18 protein-coding genes are annotated in these 19,270 nt (G+C 68.4%); 9 read left to right on the plus strand and 9 right to left on the minus strand.

Annotated elements, in window-relative coordinates; translation table 11 throughout:
* Positions 1–44: 44 nt before the first annotated feature.
* Complete coding sequence (locus AAEX60_RS00380; protein ID WP_342100242.1) at positions 45–1,142, minus strand: NADH:flavin oxidoreductase/NADH oxidase; 1,098 nt, start codon at positions 1,140–1,142, stop codon at positions 45–47.
* A gap of 202 nt (positions 1,143–1,344) precedes the next feature.
* Between AAEX60_RS00380 and AAEX60_RS00385 the strand changes: the two genes are divergently transcribed.
* Positions 1,345–2,664 carry an MFS transporter gene (locus AAEX60_RS00385; protein WP_342100243.1) on the plus strand — a complete coding sequence of 440 codons (1,320 nt, stop codon included), beginning with the start codon at positions 1,345–1,347 and terminating at the stop codon, positions 2,662–2,664.
* 57 nt (positions 2,665–2,721) lie between these two features.
* Here the strand turns inward: AAEX60_RS00385 and lipA are convergent, their stop codons facing one another.
* Both lipA and lipB read right to left on the minus strand, forming a co-directional pair.
* On the minus strand, positions 2,722–3,645 hold the full coding sequence (lipA, locus tag AAEX60_RS00390; RefSeq protein WP_342100245.1) for a lipoyl synthase: 924 nt from the start codon (positions 3,643–3,645) through the stop codon (positions 2,722–2,724).
* Positions 3,642–4,559: a lipoyl(octanoyl) transferase LipB gene (gene lipB, locus AAEX60_RS00395; RefSeq protein ID WP_342100247.1), complete on the minus strand. Its 918-nt coding sequence runs from the start codon at positions 4,557–4,559 to the stop codon at positions 3,642–3,644. Before lipB ends, lipA begins: the two co-directional genes overlap by 4 nt.
* Positions 4,560–4,856: 297 nt before the next feature.
* Between lipB and putP the strand changes: the two genes are divergently transcribed.
* On the plus strand, positions 4,857–6,374 hold the full coding sequence (gene putP, locus AAEX60_RS00400; protein ID WP_342100250.1) for a sodium/proline symporter PutP: 1,518 nt from the start codon (positions 4,857–4,859) through the stop codon (positions 6,372–6,374).
* Between the two features lie 131 nt (positions 6,375–6,505).
* Positions 6,506–6,856: a NifB/NifX family molybdenum-iron cluster-binding protein gene (locus tag AAEX60_RS00405; RefSeq protein WP_342100252.1), complete on the plus strand. Its 351-nt coding sequence runs from the start codon at positions 6,506–6,508 to the stop codon at positions 6,854–6,856.
* Between the two features lie 115 nt (positions 6,857–6,971).
* Here AAEX60_RS00405 and AAEX60_RS00410 read toward each other — a convergent pair whose 3' ends face one another.
* From AAEX60_RS00410 to argE, 3 genes are all read right to left on the minus strand, one after another.
* On the minus strand, positions 6,972–8,456 hold the full coding sequence (locus tag AAEX60_RS00410; protein WP_342100253.1) for an APC family permease: 1,485 nt from the start codon (positions 8,454–8,456) through the stop codon (positions 6,972–6,974).
* 301 nt (positions 8,457–8,757) lie between these two features.
* The gene (locus AAEX60_RS00415; protein ID WP_342100255.1) at positions 8,758–10,248 is read right to left on the minus strand and encodes an APC family permease; all 1,491 of its coding nucleotides are present in this window, start codon (positions 10,246–10,248) and stop codon (positions 8,758–8,760) included.
* Positions 10,249–10,347: 99 nt separating this feature from the next.
* On the minus strand, positions 10,348–11,514 hold the full coding sequence (gene argE / locus AAEX60_RS00420; RefSeq protein ID WP_342100256.1) for an acetylornithine deacetylase: 1,167 nt from the start codon (positions 11,512–11,514) through the stop codon (positions 10,348–10,350).
* A 112-nt stretch (positions 11,515–11,626) separates the two neighbouring features.
* On the opposite strand from argE, the gene AAEX60_RS00425 reads away from it, so the two are divergent.
* The 3 genes from AAEX60_RS00425 (at position 11,627) to AAEX60_RS00435 (ending at position 13,400) form a co-directional block, all read left to right on the plus strand.
* Complete coding sequence (locus AAEX60_RS00425) at positions 11,627–12,085, plus strand: DUF1707 SHOCT-like domain-containing protein (protein ID WP_342100257.1); 459 nt, start codon at positions 11,627–11,629, stop codon at positions 12,083–12,085.
* Between the two features lie 138 nt (positions 12,086–12,223).
* Positions 12,224–13,075 carry a nucleotidyltransferase domain-containing protein gene (locus tag AAEX60_RS00430; RefSeq protein ID WP_342100258.1) on the plus strand — a complete coding sequence of 284 codons (852 nt, stop codon included), beginning with the start codon at positions 12,224–12,226 and terminating at the stop codon, positions 13,073–13,075.
* Complete coding sequence (locus AAEX60_RS00435; RefSeq protein WP_342100259.1) at positions 13,053–13,400, plus strand: metallopeptidase family protein; 348 nt, start codon at positions 13,053–13,055, stop codon at positions 13,398–13,400. The genes AAEX60_RS00430 and AAEX60_RS00435 overlap by 23 nt, the downstream gene beginning before the upstream one ends.
* A 74-nt stretch (positions 13,401–13,474) precedes the next feature.
* On the opposite strand, the gene AAEX60_RS00440 is transcribed toward AAEX60_RS00435, so the two are convergent.
* From AAEX60_RS00440 to AAEX60_RS00450, 3 genes are all read right to left on the minus strand, one after another.
* On the minus strand, positions 13,475–13,972 hold the full coding sequence (locus AAEX60_RS00440; RefSeq protein ID WP_342100261.1) for an Rv0909 family putative TA system antitoxin: 498 nt from the start codon (positions 13,970–13,972) through the stop codon (positions 13,475–13,477).
* A gap of 147 nt (positions 13,973–14,119) precedes the next feature.
* Entirely contained in the window at positions 14,120–14,386 is a 267-nt protein-coding gene (locus tag AAEX60_RS00445) for an acylphosphatase (protein WP_342100264.1), read from the minus strand.
* A 267-nt stretch (positions 14,387–14,653) separates the two neighbouring features.
* A complete protein-coding gene (locus AAEX60_RS00450) occupies positions 14,654–15,202 on the minus strand; it encodes a YceI family protein (RefSeq protein WP_342100266.1) in 549 nt (182 codons plus the stop codon).
* A 222-nt stretch (positions 15,203–15,424) separates the two neighbouring features.
* On the opposite strand from AAEX60_RS00450, the gene AAEX60_RS00455 reads away from it, so the two are divergent.
* The 3 genes from AAEX60_RS00455 (at position 15,425) to AAEX60_RS00465 (ending at position 19,109) form a co-directional block, all read left to right on the plus strand.
* Positions 15,425–16,681 (plus strand): S8 family peptidase, encoded by a 1,257-nt coding sequence (locus AAEX60_RS00455; protein ID WP_342100270.1) that lies wholly within the window; start codon positions 15,425–15,427, stop codon positions 16,679–16,681.
* A 222-nt stretch (positions 16,682–16,903) separates the two neighbouring features.
* Positions 16,904–18,187 carry a citrate synthase gene (locus AAEX60_RS00460; protein ID WP_342100272.1) on the plus strand — a complete coding sequence of 428 codons (1,284 nt, stop codon included), beginning with the start codon at positions 16,904–16,906 and terminating at the stop codon, positions 18,185–18,187.
* Between the two features lie 325 nt (positions 18,188–18,512).
* Positions 18,513–19,109 carry a hypothetical protein gene (locus tag AAEX60_RS00465; protein ID WP_342100275.1) on the plus strand — a complete coding sequence of 199 codons (597 nt, stop codon included), beginning with the start codon at positions 18,513–18,515 and terminating at the stop codon, positions 19,107–19,109.
* The last annotated feature ends 161 nt before the right edge of the window (positions 19,110–19,270 follow it).

Consider the following 19,270-nt stretch of genomic DNA (forward strand, 5'->3'; position numbering starts at 1 on the left):
CCCGCCACGCCACCCGCGCCTGCCAAGGGGCGCCCCATACCCCCCTAGCGCCATGCGCCGCGCCACCGGGCCGACGGCCAGGGCGCGTCCTCGGCGGGCAGCCCCAGCCGATGGGCCGCGCGCAGCGGCCACGCGGGCTCCCGCAGGGCCTGGCGGGCCAGCATCACCGCGTCGGCCTGACCCTCGGTGAGGATCTCCTCCGCCTGCTCCGGCTCGGTGACCAGACCCACGGCGCTGGTGGGGATCCCCGCCTCCCGTCGGATCTGCTCCGCGAAGGCCACCTGATAGCCCGGGCCCACCGGGATCCGGGCGTTCACCAGGCCACCCGAGGAGACATCCACCAGGTCCACCCGATGCTCCTTCAGCAGCCGGGCCAGTTCCACCGAGTCCTCGATTCCCCAGCCGGCGTCGGTCCAGTCGGTGGCCGAGATCCGCACCAGCAGTGGGCCCTGCCAGACCTCCCGGACGGCGTCCACCACGGCCAGCACCAGCCGGGTCCGGTTGGTGAAGCTGCCGCCCCACTGGTCCTGCCGGGTGTTGGACAGCGGGGAGTAGAACTGGTGCAGCAGGTAGCCGTGGGCGGCATGCACCTCCACCACGTCGAAGCCGGCGTCCCGGGCGCGCTGGGCGGCCGAGCGGAAGTCGTCGATCACCTGCTGGATTCCGGCCTCGTCCAGGGCCCTCACCTCGGACGTGAAGTCCGGGCCATCGCCCTTGTCCGCGGTGGGCCCGACGGGGGTCCACCCGCCCTGGTCCGCCGTGACATTCCCCACCGGCTCGCCCGGCCACCAGCGATTGGTGGAGGCCTTGCGGCCGGCATGGGCCAGCTGCACCGCCGACACTGCACCCTGACCGCGCAGGAAGTCGGTCACCCATCGCCACGCCACCACCTGCTGGTCATTCCACAGCCCGGTGTCGAAGGGGCTGATCCGGCCATCGGGGTTCACGGCGGTGGCCTCGGTCATCACCAGACCGAAGCCGCCCGCGGCGAAACCGCCGTACTGCACCAGGTGCCAGTCGCCCGGAATGCCGTCGCGGCCCTCGACGCTGTACTGACACATCGGTGAGACCCAGGCCCGGTTGCGGATCCGGAGCCCTCCCAGGGTCAGCGGGCGGAACAGATGCGGAGTCTCCTGGCTCATGGACACCATTCAAGCACCAGGAACCAACCACCTGGTCAGCCCCAGATTCTGGGAATCGACCGCCAGAATCCCCGGGCTGCACCGGGCCTCGCCCACACCCGTCGACGGGCCGACAACTGGCGGTCATTTTCCAGAATCCGGTGCCGGGTAGAGTCGCGGTGGCCCCGTTCCCGTGGGCCAATCAGCAGGAACAGGAGCCGGCGTGACCTTCGTGCGCAATCTGAGCCGCCTGCTTCGCCACCCCAAGTTCCGCAAACTGGTCGGCATCCGGGCGCTCACCCAGTGCGCCGACGGCACCCTGCAGGTGGGGATGGCCAGTCACATCCTGTTCAACCCGGCCCAGCAGCCCAATGCCTGGGCGATCGCCGGGATGTTCGCCATCACCCTGCTGCCCTTCAGCATCATCGGCCCCTTCGTCAGCAGCCTGTTGGACCACTGGCCCCGGCGCACCATCACCGTCGTGGTGGATGCGACGCGCTTCCTGCTGGCGCTGGTGATCGCGGGAATCGTGGCCAGCGGGTCCACCGCCCCCGTGGTCTCGACGATCCTGTTCGGCTGCCTGATGGTGGCCCTGGCCCTGAACCGCTTCGTCCTGGCCGGGCTGGCGGCCGGGTTGCAGCACACCATCGATGACCACGAATTCCTCTCCGCCTCGGCGGTGATGCCGATGATCGGCCCGCTGGGCGTGCTGGTGGGTGGCGGGCTGGCGGCCACCATCCGCCTGGCCTCCCCCTGGTCCATTGCCCTGGCCGATGCCACCATCTTCTGCAGCGCCGCGGCCATGTGGGCCGGCTCGGCGCTGATCGCGTCGCGGCTGGGCCGCATGGACCTGGGTCCGCTGGTGCCCGCGCCCCGCACCCGGTTCAGCCAGACGGCCGCCGCGCTGCGCGATGCCGGCCGGCACCTGGCCGAACGTCGCCCCGCCCTGTTGGGCCTGGCCACCATCACCGGCCAACGGGTGCTCTACGGCCTGACCCTGGTCAGCGTGCTGGTGCTCTTCCGCAACCACCTGCACGCCGCCACCGACGTCTCCGGCGCGATGGCCGACATCGGCCTGTGGATGGGCGCCAGCGGCGTGGGTTTCACCCTGTCCATCCTGCTGGTGCCGCCGTTGGCCCATCGGTTGGGGATGCGGGCCACCATCGTCGCGTTGCTGTTGGCCAGCGCGGCCATGCAGCTCGGCCCCGGCCAGGTGCTCTCCCGTTGGCCACTGGTGGGGGCCAGCTTCTTCATCGGCTGGTTCGCCCAGTCGGTCAAGATCTGCATCGACACCGTCGTCCAGGCCCACGTCGACGAACAGGTCAAGGGCCGGGTCTTCGTGCTCTACGACGGGATCTTCAACGCCGCGATCGTGCTGGCCGCGGTGATCGCCGCCGCCGCGATCCCGGCCAGCGGCGTCTCTCGCACCCTGATGGTGCTGATCGGGCTGGGCTACCTCGTGCTGGCGTCGGCCTTCTGGCTGGGCAGCCGCCCGATGGGCAGCGACGAGTTCAACCAAGGCACCGATCTGGCCCTGCACTGAGAGTCAGGGCGACCCCGAGCCTCCGCCCCCACTGCCAATCCGTCAGCAGCCGGCAACTCAGCCGCGGGCGGCGATCGCCTGACGGTAGAGCCGGCCGGCGCGGTACGACGAGCGCACCATCGGGCCGCTCATCACGCCGCTGAAGCCGATTTCCTCGGCTTCCTCGGCCAGCTCGTCGAACTCCCGTGGGGTGACCCAGCGGTCGATCGGCAGCAGGGTGACATTGGGCCGCAGGTACTGGGTGATGGTGAGCAGCTCGGTGCCGGCATCGTGCAGGTCCTGCATCGCCTGACTGATCTCCTCGCGGGTCTCACCCATGCCCAGGATCAGGTTGGACTTGGTGACCAGCCCGGCCTCGCGGGCCATGGTGAGCACCTCCAGCGAGCGCTCGTAGCGGAAGCCGGGGCGGATCCGCTTGAAGATCCGCGGAACGGTCTCCACATTGTGGCCGAAGACCTCGGGCCTGGCGTCGAAGAGCTGGCCGAGCAACTCGGCCTTGCCACTGAAGTCGGGCGCCAGCATCTCCACCCCGACGCCGGGATTCAGCTCGTGGATCTTGCGGATGGTCTCCGCGTACAGCCAGGCGCCCTCGTCCTCGAGGTCGTCACGGCAGACGCCGGTCACCGTGGCGTACTTCAGGCCCATCTTCTGCACGCTCTCGGCGACGCGCACCGGCTCGGCGGTGTCGTAGCCCTGCGGCTTGGCGGACTCGATCTGGCAGAAGTCGCAGCGACGGGTGCACTGGTCCCCGCCGATCAGGAAGGTGGCCTCCCGGTCTTCCCAGCACTCGAAGATGTTGGGGCAGCCGGCCTCCTGGCACACGGTGTGCAGGTCCTCGCCCTTCACCAGACTCTGCAGCTCCCGGTATTCGGGGCCCATCGTGGCGGTGGTCTTGATCCACTCGGGTTTGCGCTCGATCGGGGTCTGCGAGTTCTTGACCTCGACGCGGAGGAGCTTGCGGCCTTCAGGAGCAATAGTCACTGGTTCAGGTTACCTTCCCGGGAAAGATGGGTTGCCAGCAGCGGTTCCAGACGTTCGGCCACCTCCAGGAGGGATGGCGTCGGCCCGGCCATCTCCTCGGCCATGCTGGTCACCCCGGCGTCGGGGATCCCACACGGGACGATGTTGTCGAAACCGGCGGTGCTGTTGGTGATGTTGAGCGCGAAGCCGTGCATGGTGGTGCGCTTGGTGACCCGGATGCCGATGGCGCAGATCTTGCGCTCGGGGCGCAGGATCCGGGGGCCGTCGGCGGCGGGGACGGCCGTTTGGTGACCGACGGGGTCTTGCTGGCCGTCGATGCTGGCCAGCTGGAAGCCGGGGACGGCCCCTCGGCAGGCTCGGGGATCGGGGTTGGGCTGGGTGGCTCGGGCCTCGGCGTCTGGTTGGGCGGCTGCCTCGGGAATGCCGGGCGTGAAATAGCCGGTGCGCCCCACACTCCTGGCGTGGTGCGGCCCGGCCTCGATCGGCGGCACGAAGTCCGGGTCATCGGCGGGAAGCCAGACACCGGTGCGGCCCGGCACCCGGCCGGCAATGATCCCGTAGTGCGCCAGCAGCTCGATCACGGCCTGCTCCACCCGTCGGACATGGTCCACGACGCCCACCCGGTCCGGCAGCTTCATGATCGGGTAGCCCACCAGCTGACCCGGCCCGTGCCAGGTGATCTTGCCGCCGCGGTCCACGTCGACCACCGGGGTGCCGTCGAATGGACGCTCCTCGGGCAGGGTCTGCTTGCCGGCGGTGTAGACCGCATCGTGCTCGACGAACAGCACCCGGCCCGGGATCTCGTCGGCGGCGACGGCCGCGTGCACCGCCCGTTGCCGGCCCCACGCCTGGTGGTACTCCACGCGGCGGGGTGGCTCGTCCTTCAGCCCCAGGTACTCGAAGTCCACGCTCACCCGGGGGAGCCTACCCCCGCCCCGACGGGTCACCGTCAGGGAGGCGCGATGCCGCGGTGGGCGATCGACCAGTTCTGGGAATCGACCTCCGTATTCCACCCGAGGAATCGATTCACAGGGGAGCCGGCCGGTTCGCGGAATTGTGGAGGTCATTTCCCAGAACTGATCGCGTGTACCACGTTGCCGCGCTCCAGTGGCGCTGTTCAGCCCATGACGATATGTCCGCCAGACAGCAGCGCTGCACGATATCGTGCGGCGATCCGCGTGCACTGCCGCACCCACTCGAAAGGCGTCCTCGTGAGTGACACGACCTTCCAGACCATCGCCATGGTGGTCTACATGGCCGCGATGCTGTTCATCGGCTGGTACTCCTACCGCAAGACCAGCAGCCTGAACGACTACATGCTGGGCGGGCGGGATCTGCACCCCGCCGTCGCCGCCCTGTCCGCCGGCGCCGCCGACATGTCCGGCTGGCTGCTGATGGGCCTGCCCGGCGCCATCTATGCGACGGGCCTGGTGGAGGCTTGGATCGCCGTCGGGTTGACCGTCGGTGCCTGGCTCAACTGGAAGTTCGTCGCGCCCCGGCTGCGCGCCTACACCCAGGAAGCCAATGACTCCATCACGGTGCCCAGCTTCCTGGAGAACCGGCTGCGGGACCGTTCCCGCCTGTTGCGGATCGCGTCCGGCCTGATCATCCTGGTCTTCTTCACCTTCTACGTCAGCTCCGGCATGGTGGCCGGCGGCGTGTTCATGCAGTCCAGCTTCGGGATGGACTACCGCATCGGGATGGTCATGGTGGCTGCGGTGACCATCGCGTACACCCTGTTCGGCGGCTTCCTGGCGGTGAGCTACACCGACTTCGTGCAGGGCGCCATGATGGCCGCCGCGCTGATCGCGGTGCCGGTGGTGGGCCTGGTCAAGCTGGGTGGTTTCGGCGAGTTGGCGCACCAGGTGAATGCGTCGGATGCCGCCGCCGGGATCAATCGGCTGGCGCTGCTGCCGCACCCGCTGACGCAGGTGGCGCTCATCGGGATCATCTCGGCCCTGGCCTGGGGGCTGGGCTACTTCGGCCAGCCGCACATCATCGTGCGCTTCATGGCGCTGCGCTCCACCGCGGAGGCCCGCGCGGGGCGTCGGATCGGGATCGGTTGGATGCTGTTTGCCGTCGTCGGCGCCATCGCGACCGCCTTGGTGGGCGCCGCCTGGTACCAGAAGCAGGGGCTGACGCTGGAGGATCCGGAGACGGTCTACATCAAGATGGGCCAGATCCTGTTCCACCCGCTGATCGCCGGTTTCATGCTGGCGGCGGTGCTGGCGGCCATCATGTCGACGGTCTCCAGCCAGCTGTTGGTCACCTCGTCGGCCCTGGTGGAGGACATCTACAAGGCGCTGAACAAGCACGACAAGCCGGACAACCACCACGTCTTCCTGGGCCGGATGGCCGTGCTGGTGGTGGCGCTGGTGGCCGGCGCGATGGCCTGGACCCAGAACGACACCATCCTGGCGCTGGTGGCCTTCGCCTGGGCCGGCTTCGGCGCCTCCTTCGGTCCGGTGGTGCTGCTCAGCCTGTTCTGGCGCAAGCTGTCCGCCATGGGCGCGTTGGCCTCCATGGTGACCGGCGCGGTGGTGGTCGGCTGGTTCGGCAATGTCGACGGCGGCCCGGGCCACATCTTCGACTACTACGAGATCCTGCCCGGCTTCCTGGCCGCGCTGCTGGTGGCCTGGCTGGTCAGCCTGGCCACCTATAAGCACGACGAGCAGGTGCAGGATGAGTTCAGCCGCACCGTCCACGCCGTCAAGACCGCGCACGACTGACGCCCCGAGCCCCATCCGCACGTCGCGACGGTTGCCACACGTCGCTGACCCCGCTGGGTCAGCACAGCGGGGCAGCTGTCACGACGTATGGTCCGTTCGGGACAATGGGCAGCACCGAGACTGGAGGAATCATGATCGTCGCCACTCCCACCACCCCCGACGGCCGGACGGCCGCGGCCTGGGGCAGGGCCCACTGGATCGGCGTCGCGGATGTGCGGCCCGGGGCCGAGGGCCCGCAGATCACGGGCTGGGAGATCCACGAGGTGGCCTGGGACGAGTCCCACGACGCCGGCACCCACGGCTCGCACCATGCCCGGATCGTCCGCTTCCTGAAGGAGCAGGGCATCCAGACCGTCGTGGTGGACCACATGGGTGACGGGATGCAGCGCGTCATGAACACCATGGGCATCCCCCTGCTGCCCGCCACCCCCGGTGACGCGCAGGCCTCGGTGCTGGCCGCGGTCCGCGCTGCCGCCGGCTGAGGGGCCTCGACTCTGACGACGGCGGTCGGAGCGACGCACAGCCCGGGCAGACGCACGACGACGGCCCGGCCTCCCCGTATGGGATGGCCGGGCCGTCGTGTCATTCAGGCGTGAGTCACTTCTCGCCGTCGTGCTTGCGCAGCACGTCCCGCAGCGGGGGAACCTCCGCGACGGGGTGCTCGGCCTCCCACTCCACGTCACCCAGGTGCTCGATGTCGCGAATCTTCGTCTCCTGGTGGTAGACGAACCGGTTGATGGCGAAGGTGATCACGCCCAGCACCAGGCCCACCAGCAGCAACCAACCGGCCACCTTGTAGTCGCCCGACGCGCGGCCGGACAGCGGGCTGGCCAGGAAGGCGGCCGTGATGGCGCCCAGCACGGCCATGATGGTCGGCGTCTTGAAGTGCCGCACATCCTTGCGGTCCTTGCGCAGCACCAGCACCGCGACGTTGACCACGGTGAAGACCACCAGCAACAGCAATGCCGTCGTGCCACCCAGCGCGGTCAGGTTGCTGAACCAGACCAGACCCAGGGCAATCAGGGTGGTGAACAGGATGGCGACCCACGGCGTGCGAGTCTTGGCGCTCACCTTGCCCAGCGAGCGGGGCAGCACGCCCTCGTGCGCCAGGCCGTAGAGCAACCGGGAGGCCATCAGCATGTTCAGCAGGGCGGTGTTGGACACGGCGAACATGGTGATGCCGGCGAAGACGCCCGTCGGGAAGTGCGGCGCACCCACCTGCACCACCTGCAGCAAGGGCGTGGAGCCCTCGCCCAGCTTGTCCGGGGCCACCAGCGAGACCGAGGTGATGGCCACCAGCACGTAGACCACACCGGTCAGGCACAGACCCAGCAGCAGCATCTTGGGGAAGATCCGGACCGGATCCTTGGTCTCCTCGGCCATGTTCACCGAGTCCTCGAAGCCCACCATCGCGAAGAAGGCCAGCGCCGTCGCGGCCGTGATGGCGCTGAAGGGGGTCTTGCCCTCGGCAACATTGACGTCGGTCAGGCGGCTGAAATCAGCGCTGCCCTGGCTCATCGCCCAGAAGCCCACCACCAGCACGATCAGCAGGCCGGACAACTCGATGCAGGTCAGCACCACGTTGACCTTCACCGACTCGGAGACGCCGCGCAGGGTGATCAGCATCAGCAGCAGCAGGAAGCCGCCGGCCACCAGCTTCAGCTCCATCCCGTTCTCCGGGATCTTCCAGCCCAACATCGCGGCGAAGTTGCCGGCGAAGGCCTTGGACGCCGACGCCGACGAGGTCAGGCCGGAGCACATCACGGTGAACGCGATGATGAAGGTGAAGAAGTGGCTCTTGAAGGCTCGTTGGGTGTACAGGGCGGCACCGGCCGCCTGTGGGTACTTGGTGACCAGCTCCAGGTAGCTGAAGGCGGTCAGCAACGCGACGGTGAAGGCGGCCAGGAAGGGGAGCCAGACGATGCCGCCCACCTGGGCGGCAACCTTTCCCGTCAGGGCATAGACGCCCGTGCCCAGAATGTCGCCCATGATGAACAGCAGCAACAGTCCCGGACCGATCACCCGGACCAGTGAGGGTTCGCCCCCACGGCCGGCCTCGTGAGGTTCGGTGGCAGTGGTCATGGTGAAACCTTGGGGTAACCGACGGCCAATGTCCAGACTCCGACCGGGATTGGTCGGTGAAATCTCCAGTCCGGGTTGCGAGTCACTCGACCGGGCCGGGTGTGAGCTGCATCACGCCGGATGGTGAATCGGACGTCCGGCCGACAGCTGGTGAGTTCCCCCCGGCCATCGGCGTCGACGGTGAAATCCAGGACCGGGCCCACCACCGGCCCCGAACCAGACAGCGCGTCGCGGGGCCACCCCCGAAGGGATGACCCCGCGTTCCGCTTGCAGGTTTCGGATCAGCCGCTCTGCGGACTGGTCAGTGCTTGGGGCGCTCGTCGTCGGAATGCCGCAGGGCCTCCCGCAGCGGCGGCACCTCGTGCGGATGCTCCGCCTCCCACTCCACGTCGCCCAGGTGCTCGATGTCGCGAATCCGGGTTTCCTGGTGGTAGACGAATCGGTTGATGGCATAGGTGATCAGGCCCAGCACCATGCCCACCAGCAGCAACCAGCCGGCCACCTTGTAGTCGCTGTTGGCGCGGCCGGACAGCGGGCTGGCCAGGAAGGCCGCGGTGATGGCACCAAGCACGGCCATGATGGTGGGGGTCTTGAAGTGCGGCACGTCGGCCCGGTCCTTGCGCAGCACCAGCACGGCGATGTTCACCACGGTGAAGACCACCAGCAGCAGCAGGGCGGTGGTGCCACCCAGCGCGGTCAGGTTGCTGAACCAGACCAGACCCAGGGCAATCAGCGTCGTGAACAGGATCGAGACCCACGGGGTGCGACGCTTCGGGCTGACCTTGCCCAGGGAGCGGGGCAGCACGCCCTCATGCGCCAGGCCGTAGAGCAGCCGGGAGGCCATCATCATGTTCAGCAGGGCGGTGTTGGAGACCGCGAACATGGTGATGCCCGCAAACAGGCCGGTCGGGAAGTGCGGGGCGCCCACCTGGACCACCTGCAGCAGCGGGGTGGAGCCCTCGCCCAGCTTCTCGGGGGAGACCAGGGCAATGGAGGTGACCGCGATGATCACGTAGACGACGCCGGTCAGGCACAGGCCGGTGAGCAGCATCTTGGGGAAGGTCTTGACGGGGTCCTTGGTCTCCTCGGCCATGTTCACCGAGTCCTCGAAGCCCACCATCGCGAAGAAGGCCAGCGCGGTGGCCGCGGTGACGGCGCTGAAGGAACTCTTGCCCTCGGCAACATTGACCTGGGTCAGCCGGCTGAAGTCGCCCTGGCCCTGGGTGATGGCCCACAGACCGACGACGATCACGATCAGCAGGCCGGACAGCTCGATGCAGGTCAGCACCACGTTCAGCTTCACGGACTCGGAGACGCCGCGGAAGTTGATGGCGGCCACCAGCAGCAGGAAGCCGCCGGCCACCAGCTTGAGGCCCATGCCGTGCTCGGCGAAGTCCCAGCCGAACATGGCGGCCAGGTTGCCGGCGAAGGCCTTGGACGCCGACGCCGACGAGGTCAGGCCGGAGCACATCACGGTGAACGCGATGATGAAGGTGAAGAACTGGCTCTTGAACGCACGGTGCGTGTAAAGAGCCGCGCCCGCGGCCTGCGGGTACTTGGTGACCAGCTCCAGGTAGCTGAAGGCGGTCAGCAGGGCGACGATGAAGGCGGCCAGGAAGGGCAGCCAGACGATGCCGCCCACCTGGGCGGCAACCTTTCCGGTCAGGGCATAGACACCGGTGCCCAGGATGTCGCCCATGATGAACAACAGCAGCAGCCCGGGGCCGATCACCCGGTTCAGCGAGGGTTGCCCCCCGCGGCCGTCCTCGACGGCATTCGTGGCAGTACTCATGGCAGAACGATGGAGCCAGTCGAGGTCAGCGTCCAGCCATCTCACCCCAGACAACGCGAAATATTGCGGAAATCACGGGGTGCTATAAGGCACTGAAGGTCAAACTGTGATCTTCTTCACCAATTCCCGCAAGTACTTCTCGCACGCGGCGATCTGGGTGAGCTCGATGAACTCGTCGGCGGTGTGCGCCTGGACGATGTCCCCGGGGCCGCAGACAACCGCCGGGATCCCGCCCCGGGCGAACTGCCCGGCCTCGGTGCCATAGGTCACCTTGTCCTCGCAGCGCAGCCCGCCGATGGCGTGGGCGAGCTCCGCCGGTGCCGCGTCGACGGGGGTATCCAGCCCGGGCACCATGGCGTCCACGGTCAACGCGACGTCGGCCTGCGGATGTTCCGCCTGCATCCGTTCGCGTAGTTCGTCGACCGTGGCGCGCAGCTCGGTCAGCACGTCGTCGGGGTCGACGGCGGGGATGGAGCGGAATTCCAGCACGGCCGTGGCCTGCCCGGGGACGATGTTCACCGCGGTGCCGCCGCCGAACTGGTTCACCCCGGCGGTGGTGTAGGTCAGGGGGAAGCCCTCCTCGAAGGGGCCGTTGAGCCGCCAGTCGTCGGCCTTGGCCCGCCACCAACAGACCAGCTCGGCGGCGTACTCCACGGCATTGACGCCGTTGGCGGTGAGCGAGGAATGGGCATTCACCCCAGTGAAGGCGACGGTGAACAGGTTGACCGACTTGTGCGCTCGGATCACCCGCATGCTGGTCGGTTCACCCACCAGGGCGGCCCGCGGCGCCAGGGCGAGGCTGTTGATCTGCTCCACGATGGCGTCCCCACCGCGGCAGCCCACCTCCTCGTCGTAACTGAAGGCCAGGTGGATCGGCTCGGACAGCTGCGCCGCGACGATCTCGGGCAGCAGGTGCAGGATCACTCCCAGGTAACTCTTCATGTCCGCGGTGCCGCGGCCGTACAGCCGGCCGTCACGGATCTCGGGCTCGAAGGGATCGCTGGACCAGTCCTGCCCATCGACGGGCACGACGTCGGTGTGCCCGCTGAGCACCACTCCGCCGGTGGTGCCGCCGTCGGCCGCGGGAATGGTGGCGACCAGGCCCTGCTTGAGGCCGTCGGGTGAGTCGAACACGTGCGGCTCGATCCCCAACCGGCGGCATTCCTCGACGACGAGGTCGATCACCGGCTTGTTGGAATCCCGGCTGGTGGAGTCGATCCGGCACAGCCGGGTGATCCAGTCAAGGCTTTCGGGGGTGCTGGTCATGCACCCTTTCTAGCCGATGCGGCCAAGTTCCGAGGGCCCTGAGGCAGCTGGACGGGCGCTCTGTTTGGGCCTGCTCGGTCTTCCGCAATGGGCAGCGGGCAGAATGGTCCGCATGAGCAGCCCGGCCAACCCAGACTCCCCCGAACCCCGGATCGGCGATGCCGAACGCGAGCAGGCCGCGGAGCTCTTGCGCGAGCACTTGACCGCCGGCCGGCTCGATCATGCGGAGTTCGACGAGCGGATCGGTCAGGCACTGCAGGCCCGCACCCAGAGCCAGCTGGACCGGCTCTTCCTGGACCTGCCCGGGAAGCGGCCGGGGCAGGCCGTGGTGCCCGCCCGGGACGAGGCTCCGCTGGAGTGGATCGACGAGGAGCCCGAACCCGTGCCGATGCCGTGGTGGACCCACTGGGGTCTGTTCGTCGGCGCCATCGTGCTCAGCGCCGTCAGCCGCGGCCGGCTCGGGCCGCTGGTCCTGGTGGCCGCGGTGTGGGTCTGGTGGATCGGCCCCAATCTGGCCCGCGCCCAGTTCGAGCGGCAGCAGAACCAGCGCAACCGGGAACTCGGCCGCTGAGTCCGCTCCACGTCGCGCCCGACCGGGCACGTCACGCCTGCTCGTGTTCCCTGCGCCCCGCGCACCTGGCGCACCGTGCCGGACCCAACTCGTGCAGGACCCAACCCCCCCGAGCCCGGCACGCACTAGGGTCAACCCATGGACGACGAGCTGCCCCCCTTGGTGCGGCAGATCTGTGCCTCATTCACCAATGCGCTCAACAACACCTCCGAGGACCTGCTGGAGGGCCTCTACCTGCGCGGCTCCCTGGCCTGGGGAGAGTTCTTCCCGGGCTCGGACATCGATTTCACCGCGGTGCTCACCCGTCGCCCGGGCGTGCACGACCTGCAGGCGCTGGAGGCGGCGCACACCCAGATCTGGTTCGAGTTCCCGGAGCATGACTTCGACGGGCACCACCTGCTGCTGGCGGACCTGCGTCGCGATCCGGCCGATTGCCCGCCCGTGCCCTGCGCCCATGCCGGCACCTTCACGACAGCGGGTCTGCAGGACGTGAACCCGGTCAGCTGGGCGGAACTGGCCGAACGGGGAATCAGGATCACCGGCCGGGATCCGCAACGGTTGGAGATCAACCATGACGCCGGCCGGCTGTGGGACTATTCGCAGCGCAATCTGGCGCACTACTGGGGCCGCACCGCCAAGGAACTCAAGCTGGGTTGGATGCTGGCCGCGCGGCGCGACGACGCGATCGCCTGGTGCACGCTGGGCGTGGCGCGGCTGCACCACCTGCTCCGCACCGGCCGGATGACCTCCAAGAGCGGCGCCGGCCGCTACATCCTGACCGACCTGGACGAGCGCTGGCATCCGCTGGCCACCGAGGCGCTGCGGATCCGGGAGGAGCCGCACCAGCGCTCCCGCTACCGCTCCCAGAGCCAGCGCGGCAAGGATGTCCGGGACTTCGTCGGGTGGTGCGTGGCGGACGGCGCGCTGCTCCTCCAGGACGCACCCACCAGCCGGGGAGGTGAGGCCGATGATCGAGATGGGCGCCGCTGAGTTCGAGGAACTGGTGGCCGATGCGTTGGAGGAGATTCCCGACGAGTTGATGGCCCTGGTGGACAACTGCCTGCTGATCGTCGAGGACGCCAACGACGAGGAACCGGGACTGCTAGGCCTGTACGAAGGGGTGCCGCTGACCGAGCGCGACGGCAGTTACACCGCCATGCTGCCCGACCGGATCTTCGTCTACCGGCTGCCCACGCTGGAGCTCTGCCGGAACCGGGAGGAGGTGGCCGACGAGGTGCTGACCACCGTGGTGCATGAGATCGCGCACTTCTTCGGGATCGACGACGAGCGGCTGCACCGGCTCGGCTGGGGGTGACCTCCCAGTGGCATGACGAAGCCCCGGCCAATCGGCCGGGGCTTCGTCGGATGCTGCTGGGGCTTCTCAGGTGATCAGAAGCGATTGTCGCCCTGGACGTCGTCGGCGACCTCGGAGACCTTGCCGGCCACGTCCTCGGCGGCGTTCTCCACCTTGGTGCCGGCGGAACGCTTGGCCTCGGTCTTGTCCAGCGCCTTGGCGATGACGTCCTTGACCTTGGTCACGACGCCAGTGGCCTTGCCCTGGGTCTTGGCGTCGATGGCCTGCGCGGCCTTCTCCACGGTGCTGTCGATCTTGTCGCGGTTCTTGTGCACGGCCTCGCCGGCCTTGCTGGCGGCCTCGGCGGCGGCCTTCTTGGCCTTCTCCTGGGCTTCCTTCGCCTTGTCCTGGGCGCCGGCGGTGCCCGCCTTCATCTTGTCCGCCTTCTCCTGCGCGGCCTTCTTGGCGGCCTCGGCCTTCTCCTGAGCGGTGGCCTTCGCGGCGTCGGCCTGCTGCTTCGCCTTGGCGGCAGCGTCGGCTGCGGCCTGCTTGGCGGCGTCGGTCTTGTTCTCTTCGTTGCTGTACTGCGTCATGATCGTCTCCTGATCGTGATCGAATGGCCGCGTTGGCCCTCATCTCACAACGGTAGGGGCTCAATCCCGCAGGAGTACAGGAATTGGGCGACGCCGACAGCGAACAGGGGTTTGCCCGGGGACGCCACCCCGGGCTCCCGGACCAGTTCAGCGCACGTCGAAGCCGCTCAGCTCCTGGGGCTTGACCGGCTCCTGATCCACCCGCTCCACCCAGGCGTGGCGCGGCCCCTCCTGACACCAGGCGATCATCCGGCCGACGGCCGCCTCCTCACCCTGGATCCAGACCTGGACCGTGCCCGCGGGGTCGTTGTGCACCCAGCCGACGATGCCCAGGCGCTCGGCCTCCCGCAGGCAGCTCCAGCGGAAGCCGACACCCTGGACCCGGCCATGCACCGTCACACGTATCGCTCGCATTGTGGTCGCTCGCATGCTGGCCATCATGACATCCTTGCCGCGAAAGTCTTGTGTGCCAGAGATTCCTCATCCGCAAGCGAACTTGCCGAAATTGTTGGCGCGCTGCCAGAATCCTGCCCGGACGGGATCCCCCCGAGCTCGTCCACCGCAGAACAGCCCCGTCCCCCGGTGTGGCACCGAGTGTGGACGGGGCTGTTCTGTCGGCAGAGCGGGCGCGCCCCGGCGCCCCTGGTCGGTCTGGCGTGGCGCACACCGTCCGACGGATGCTCAGGCCTGCTTGATGGCCGAGATCTCGAATTCCAGGGTGATCTTCTCACTCACCAGCACGCCGCCGGTGTCCAGAGCGGCATTCCATGTGAGGTTGAAGTCCCGCCGGTTCACCTCGGTGCGCCCCTCGAAGCCGATCCGCTCATTGCCCGACGGGTCGGTGGCGGTGCCGGTGAACTCGAAGCCGATGGTGACGGGCCTGGTGATGCCCTTGATGGTGAGGTCTCCGGTGATCTCCACGCTGTCGGAGTCCACCGCCTCCACCCCGGTGGACACGAAGGTGATCGTCGGGAACTGGGCTGCGTCGAAGAAGTCGCCGCTGACCAGGTGCTCGTCGCGTTCCTTGCTGCCGGTGTCGACGGAGGTGACATCCACCTCGACGGTGACGCTGCTACTGGCCGGGTCCTGGCCGTGCACCTGGGCGCTGCCGGTGAAGGCGGTGAAGATCCCCCGCACCTTGGTGATCATGGAATGCCGGGCCACGAAGGCAAGGGAGGAATTGCTGGTGTCCAGGGCGTAGCTGCCCTCCAACTGGGTCATCTCGGTCATGCGCTGCTCCTGCCAGGGTTCGGGGCCGGTGGGCCGGCCACTGGGACGCCGTCGGCTCCAAGAAAAGCACAGTCCGACGACAATCCGTCAGCCGGCCGGCCGACGCCACGTCCCGTCCCCGTGGGAAACGCTGGTGAATCATCAGGGCTTGTCTTGGCCGCAGCCGGCCCCGCTGATCTACAGTGAGCCCCAGCCCTGTCACCCACCCCCCCAAAGGCCGACATGTCGCAGCGCACCGTCACCCAGCCCCTCCGCAGCCGCTCCGCCAGCGCACGCTCCAAGGCGTCGGATCACCGGGAGCCGCGTCTTCGCAAGGCCCTGGCACTGGCGGTGCTCACCGGCCTGGGGGCTGCCACCCTGGTCAGCGCCCCGGCCGAGGCGGCACCGCAGCCGCGGACCCGGTGGATCGTCCGGTTCAGCAATCCGGCCGCCATGCAGTCGGTGCGGGCGGCCGGCGATTCCGTCGGGGCCTCGCGTGCCCGGCACACCTACACCAACATCTTCCCGGGAATGGCCACCACGCTCACCGAGCGGGAGGCGCGCGCCCTGCGCGGCAAGCGGGGCGTGGTCTCGGTCACGCCGGACCGGGTGATCCGCGCCGCCGAGACCCAGGTGAACCCGCCGCTGGGCCTGGACCGGGTGGACCAGAAGAGCTCCCGGCCCAGCCGCAGCTACTCCAGCAGGATGACCGGCGCCGGAGTCACCGCCTACATCATCGACTCGGGGATCAACCCGTCGCACACCGAGTTCAAGGGCCGGGTGGTCAGCGGACCCAACCTGGTCAACCCCGGCACCGCACCCCGGGACTGCGCCGGGCATGGCACCCACGTCGCGGGAATCCTAGCCGGCACCCGCTTTGGCGTCGCCAAGAAGGCCACCATCATGCCCATCAAGGTGCTGGACTGCGACGGCACCGGCTACGAGTCGGACTCCCTGGAGGCGCTGGACTACGTGGTGCAGCACCACAAGCCCGGCCGCCCCGCCGTGCTGAACATCAGCTTGGGCGGCGCCGTCACCCGGGAGCTGAGCACCGCGGTGCAGAAGGTGATCGACGACGGGGTGACGGTGGTGGCCGCCGCCGGCAATGCCCCCCGGGGCGGCAAGCCCGGCCCGGCCTGCAACTACGGCCCGGCCAATGTCCCGGCGGTGCTCACGGTGGCCAATTCCTCCACCACCAACTACCAGTCGCCCACCAGCAACTACGGCTCCTGCGTCGACGTGTATGCGCCGGGCGTGCAGATCCAGTCCGCCTGGATTGGCAGCACCACGGCCTCCAAGGTCAGCTCGGGCACCTCCATGGCGGCTCCCTTCGCCTCCGGCGCGGCGGCGCTGGTGCTGCAGGCCCGCCCCACCTGGACCCCGGCCATGGTGGTCACCCAGGTGCTGAACCAGTCACCCCGCAATGTGATCATCAATCCCACCGCTGGCACGCCCAACCGGATGCTCTACACCATCGGCTCGGTCACGCCTGCCCGCTGAAAGCCCCCGGTGGCAGGGAGAACCGCCCGGCTGGCCGGCCGGGCGGACCCCGGCGGGGACCCGTCGGATACCAGCCCGTAGAATGCTTGATTTCCTGCCGGGCCCCGACGCGGTATCGTGTGCCCCATCCGCTGGCAATGCACGCCAGCGCCACGTGCACTCGCGCACACACTGACCACTCGGCCGGGGCCCCGCGGGTCTCTGTTCAAGGAGGAACTGTCCATGACTTCGAACGCCACCTTCACCATCGGGGACAAGCAGGTCGAGCTCCCCTACCTTGAAGCGACCCAGGGCAACAACGGCCACGACATCTCCAAGCTGCTGGCCCAGTCCGGCGACACCACCTATGACCAGGGCTTCTCCAGCACCGCCTCGTGCAAGTCCGCGATCACCTTCATCGACGGTGACGCCGGCGTGCTGCAGTACCGCGGCTACCCGATCGAGCAGCTGGCGGAGAAGTCCTCCTTCCTGGAGACCGCCTACCTGGTGATCTACGGCGAGTTGCCGACGGCCGAGCAGCTGGCCACCTTCGAGGACAAGATCACCAAGAGCATGATCATCGACGAGCGGATGCGGGACTTCTTCCGTTGCTTCCCCCGCCGTTCGCACCCGATGCCCGTGCTGGCCGCCGGCATCATGGGCCTGAGCACCTTCAACTCGGAGACCACCGGCCTGGATCCGGAGTCCGTCGAGGAGGCCACCATCCGCCTGCTGGCAAAGGTACCCACGCTGGCCGCCTACGGCTACAAGAACTCCATCGGCAAGCCCACCCTGTACCCGGACTACTCGCTGAGCTACATCGAGAACTTCGAGCGGATGAGCTTCGGCAACCCGGCCGAGCCCTACCAGATCGACGACGCCATCACCCGCGCCCTCGAGGTGCTGCTGATCCTGCACGTCGACCATGAGCAGAACTGCTCCACCTCCACCGTGCGCCTGGTCGGCTCCTCGCAGGCCAACATGTACGCCTCGGTGGCCTCCGGCGTGAATGCCCTGTCCGGCCCGCTGCACGGTGGCGCCAACCAGGAAGTCCTGGAGATGCTGCAGCAGATCAAGGACTCCGGCATGAGCGTCCAGGAGTTCGTGAACAAGGTGAAGAACAAGGAGTCCGGCATCAAGCTGATGGGCTTCGGACACCGGATCTACAAGAACTACGATCCGCGCGCCAACATCATCAAGAAGCACGCCGATGAGGTGTTGAAGCTCAAGGAGGGTCGCCGCGATCTGCTGGACATCGCCCAGGAGCTGGAGCAGACCGCCCTGAACGACGACTACTTCCAGAGCCGCAAGCTCTACCCGAACGTGGACTTCTACTCCGGCCTGATCTACGAGGCCATGGGCTTCCCGGTCAACATGTTCACCGTGCTGTTCGCCATCGGCCGCCTGCCCGGCTGGATTGCCCAGTGGCGCGAGCAGAACGCCGACAAGTCCACCAAGATCGGCCGCCCGCGCCAGATCTACGTCGGCCAGACCAAGCGGGACTACGTCCCGATGGACCAGCGCTGACTGATCTGTTTCGACGACTGGCCGTGGGCCCCACCGTGTGGTGGGGCCCACGGCTCTTTCGTGCCCGGAGCCCCGACGGGGCGTTCTGCCGGGTCCTTGGTGGGGCCGCGGGGCCCATCCACCCGAAACACTCTGGCGACGCTGGTCCCACCGTCCCGGCAGCGCGAATACCGGGAGCCGCTGCCACCATGGCACCGGACCTCGGCATTCGCTCTGTCGGGATGACAGGGTCACGCGGCCAAGCCGGCGCCTGAGCCGGAGCCGGGTGTTCTGCCGTGGGCGATATGCCTGTCCCGGCCCCGCTGTGCCCCGCACACTGGGAGACATGAGCCAGTTCACCCAAGAAGAGCACGAAACCATCCGCAGCGGTGCGATGGGCGCCGTCGCCCTGGTCTCCCAGGCCGAGCCGGGCTTCCTCGCCACCTTCAAGGAGTCGATGGCCGCCTCCAAGGCCCTGGCCTCCGCCCCCGCCGACTTCGTCGCGGTGATGAAGGGTGGCATGACCATGCCGCCCACCGCCTCCAGCAAGGAGGAGCTGGTCAGCAAGCTGCTGGGCAATCTCCGCGAGGCGGTGCAGGTGGCCAGCAAGGATCCGGCCACCGCAGCGGCGCTGAAGAACTACGTCACCGCCGCCTGCGAGCAGGTGGCCGTCGCGGCCAAGGGAGTTTCCCCGGAGGAGACGGCGATGATCCAGCAGATCCAGGGCGTGCTGAACGAGGCTCCGACCCAGGCGCCCACCGATCCCGCCGCCTCCGCCCAGCAGAACCCGGCCGACCAGGCGCCGCCCGCCACCGAGGCCCCGGCCCAGGCCACCCCGGCCGCACCGCAGGAGCAGTCCGCACCCGAGGCCACGGCCCCGGAGGCCCAGCAGGCTGCCCCAGCCAATGGTGAGGGCGAGCTGAAGTGGCCCACCCAGGGCTGACCCTCGGCTGGGACTGAACACGCCGGTCCCGAGCTTGGCAAAACACCCGCACGGCCCCCGAGCCTGTCGAGGGGTCACGGATCACTCAACGCCAATCCCATCAGCGGGGGCCGAACACCCAAGCGGGAACCACCGTTTCTTCTCCCAAGAGACGACCCACC

Origin of the sequence: Luteococcus sp. H101 (assembly GCF_038433155.1) — a bacterium.
Classification (GTDB): domain Bacteria; phylum Actinomycetota; class Actinomycetes; order Propionibacteriales; family Propionibacteriaceae; genus Luteococcus.

Coding starts and splice junctions, on each gene's coding strand:
- AAEX60_RS00380 (WP_342100242.1), bottom strand. CDS start 1,142: ATGAGCCAGGAGACTCCGCATCTGTTCCGCCCGCTGACCCTGGGAGGG.
- AAEX60_RS00405 (WP_342100252.1), top strand. CDS start 6,506: ATGATCGTCGCCACTCCCACCACCCCCGACGGCCGGACGGCCGCGGCC.
- AAEX60_RS00410 (WP_342100253.1), bottom strand. CDS start 8,456: ATGACCACTGCCACCGAACCTCACGAGGCCGGCCGTGGGGGCGAACCC.
- AAEX60_RS00415 (WP_342100255.1), bottom strand. CDS start 10,248: ATGAGTACTGCCACGAATGCCGTCGAGGACGGCCGCGGGGGGCAACCC.
- argE (WP_342100256.1), bottom strand. CDS start 11,514: ATGACCAGCACCCCCGAAAGCCTTGACTGGATCACCCGGCTGTGCCGG.
- AAEX60_RS00425 (WP_342100257.1), top strand. CDS start 11,627: ATGAGCAGCCCGGCCAACCCAGACTCCCCCGAACCCCGGATCGGCGAT.
- AAEX60_RS00430 (WP_342100258.1), top strand. CDS start 12,224: ATGGACGACGAGCTGCCCCCCTTGGTGCGGCAGATCTGTGCCTCATTC.
- AAEX60_RS00435 (WP_342100259.1), top strand. CDS start 13,053: ATGATCGAGATGGGCGCCGCTGAGTTCGAGGAACTGGTGGCCGATGCG.
- AAEX60_RS00440 (WP_342100261.1), bottom strand. CDS start 13,972: ATGACGCAGTACAGCAACGAAGAGAACAAGACCGACGCCGCCAAGCAG.
- AAEX60_RS00445 (WP_342100264.1), bottom strand. CDS start 14,386: ATGCGAGCGATACGTGTGACGGTGCATGGCCGGGTCCAGGGTGTCGGC.
- AAEX60_RS00450 (WP_342100266.1), bottom strand. CDS start 15,202: ATGACCGAGATGACCCAGTTGGAGGGCAGCTACGCCCTGGACACCAGC.
- AAEX60_RS00455 (WP_342100270.1), top strand. CDS start 15,425: ATGTCGCAGCGCACCGTCACCCAGCCCCTCCGCAGCCGCTCCGCCAGC.
- AAEX60_RS00460 (WP_342100272.1), top strand. CDS start 16,904: ATGACTTCGAACGCCACCTTCACCATCGGGGACAAGCAGGTCGAGCTC.
- AAEX60_RS00465 (WP_342100275.1), top strand. CDS start 18,513: ATGAGCCAGTTCACCCAAGAAGAGCACGAAACCATCCGCAGCGGTGCG.